The sequence below is a fragment of the uncultured Flavobacterium sp. genome (assembly GCF_963922255.1).
In the GTDB taxonomy this organism is placed as follows: Bacteria; Bacteroidota; Bacteroidia; order Flavobacteriales; family Flavobacteriaceae; genus Flavobacterium.
The window spans coordinates 1-2286 of sequence record NZ_CAWUIC010000044.1 but is presented as its reverse complement, the minus strand read 5'-3'; the positions used below and the strand labels follow the sequence as shown (position 1 = coordinate 2286).

Here is a 2286-nt window from a genome sequence, read left to right as displayed (position 1 = left end):
TACTTGTAATCTTTTGTTATAAATTTACGCAACTGCCACAAGCGGCCTAACGTTGGCAGTAATATGAAGAAAACCTCGTTAATATTGATATTTTTTACTTTTTTTGGTTGTAATCAAAAAGAGAAAAATCTCAATTTATTAAATTCTGAAATCAAAACTGAACTGACAGAAAAAAGTGAAACAATTTTTTGGATTGATACTGTTTCAAATGGCAAATTCCTAAAAATATTTTCAAAACCCGAAAATGATTGGCAAAATCTGACAGCAGAATTTGGAAATGAAAAGACAAAACATACTATCGACTTAAAAACAAAAGAATATGAAATGCTCGGAATTCCATTTACAAACGAAATCGAATGGATTACTGAAAAAAGTTTTGCTTTAATAAATGGTTGTGGAACAAATTGTAGATATGCATTGATTTTTAATACAGAATTGGAAAAACCAATAGTAATGCCTATCGAATTTTATCCAGGAATAGAATACGCTGATTATAAAACTGATAATCCAAATTTATATATTGCAGTAAATGAAAATCATAAAAATTCAGCAAGTTTTATAATTGTTGACACTGATAGTCAAAAAAAATTAACACTAAATATTCCAAAAGGATGGAATCGAGGAAATGGTTCTATTTATGATATTCTTGACAAAATTGAAATTAAAAATTCTGAAATTAAAATTATACAAAATCGAGAAAACGGAAACAAAAAAGAACTGAATAAACAAATTAAACTTGAATAAATACTACTGCCAACATCGGTTTTGCACAATGGCTTGGGCTTGGTCAACTTTTGGAAAATCCTGTCGAATTTTCCAATATTTGTTTTATATTTGTTTTGGTCTGTTATCAATCGCAAGCCACTGATGCAAAGCCGAGAAACGTTAGCAGTAATACTATCCGAACAGACGAAAATAGAGACTTAATGAAGAAATTAAAGATATTTTATCCTGATAATTCTATAAAAATACATAAATCCACGAAAGTTTTATTTATACTTATTTCTCTTGTTCTGATTACTTATTTTTCAAAAAAAATGTTCCCTCAAAATATTGAAAATTTAGAATTACTATATTTTGTAATGGTTGTTATTTTCACAGTTTATTGTTTAATTTACGTAATTAACATAAACTTATTTAGATACGAAACTGAAAATGGAACTTATTCAGGATACTTAATAATTGAAACTGAAAAAATTATTTGTGGAGAAAACACATACTTGATAAATGATATTGAAAAAATTAGTATTCTTAACTATTCAATTCGTGGAAAATTTAACGGAAATATCTCAGCTTTAAATCCGAAAAAATCAAATGGATTAAAAAACTATATTGAAATTCATCATAAAAACCAAATCTATAAATACCACTTTTTACAAACTAAAACTGAAAATATGAAAATGTTTGAAAACGAACTCAGAATCTATTATGAAAAAGGAATACTTGGAAAACAGAATTATGAAAACATAACAAAATAAGTACTACTGCTAACACACGTTTGGCGCAATTGCGAATTTTGTGGTAAATTCACGTTCACGTTTCGCAAGAAATATTATCTTTAACAGAAAATAATCAGTTCCGAAGTTCGCAACTGACGCCAAGCGTGGGAACGTTGTGGTTCATAGTTGAAAATTTATTTTCAAATGAATATTTATTGCAAATTTCAACCTGGATTTAATAAAGCTTTGTGTTTGAATTCTTGAAAGTTTTGCTTCTTTACTTTGGAGAAAATCTTATTTGAAAATTTTGCGATTCTTGAACTTTGCCGAAAATTATTTTGCGAATATTTTGTCTTTAATGTGAAAACATAAACCGAACTTTGTCGAAAAGTTTGCGTGAATAGTTTTGCGAAAATTAAATAAAATCATAAAAATATTAAATCATTAAAACATTTAGTTTTTAACGTAAAAAAATCTGAAAATCATTTATTCATCAAAATCATTTTAAAAACAGAAATCTGAACTTTGTCGAAAAGTTTGCGTGAATTGTATTGCGGAAATTCTTTGTAGATATTCTTTGTAGATATTCTTTGTGTTGATTCTTTAAATTCAACATACATAAATTCATTCTGAATTGACGCAAGTTGAATTAAAGATACTACGAAACCACAACAACGGTTTTATTCAATTTTGCAGGCTTGGTTTTTTCTATTTTGGAATTTTTTTAATCTAAAATTTGTCTATATTTGTTAAGGCTTGGTTATCAATCAGCAAAACTGAAATAAAGCCGCGAAACGTTGTGCGTAATTGGAGTAGACTTCGAGTTATCTTCGCAATAAATTTTAGG

Annotated in this window: 2 protein-coding genes; both read left to right on the top strand. The window is 27.4% G+C overall.

Annotated elements, in window-relative coordinates:
- Positions 1-63: 63 nt before the first annotated feature.
- Positions 64-744, top strand: coding sequence for a hypothetical protein (locus AABJ49_RS14260; RefSeq protein WP_338378963.1), 681 nt, complete (start codon positions 64-66; stop codon positions 742-744).
- A gap of 182 nt (positions 745-926) precedes the next feature.
- A complete protein-coding gene (locus AABJ49_RS14255) occupies positions 927-1478 on the top strand; it encodes a hypothetical protein (protein ID WP_338378962.1) in 552 nt (183 codons plus the stop codon).
- Positions 1479-2286: the final 808 nt, after the last annotated feature.

Excerpts from the sequence above, each read along its gene's own strand:
- AABJ49_RS14260 (WP_338378963.1), top strand. The coding sequence starts at position 64 with ATGAAGAAAACCTCGTTAATATTGATATTTTTTACTTTTTTTGGTTGT.
- AABJ49_RS14255 (WP_338378962.1), top strand. The coding sequence starts at position 927 with ATGAAGAAATTAAAGATATTTTATCCTGATAATTCTATAAAAATACAT.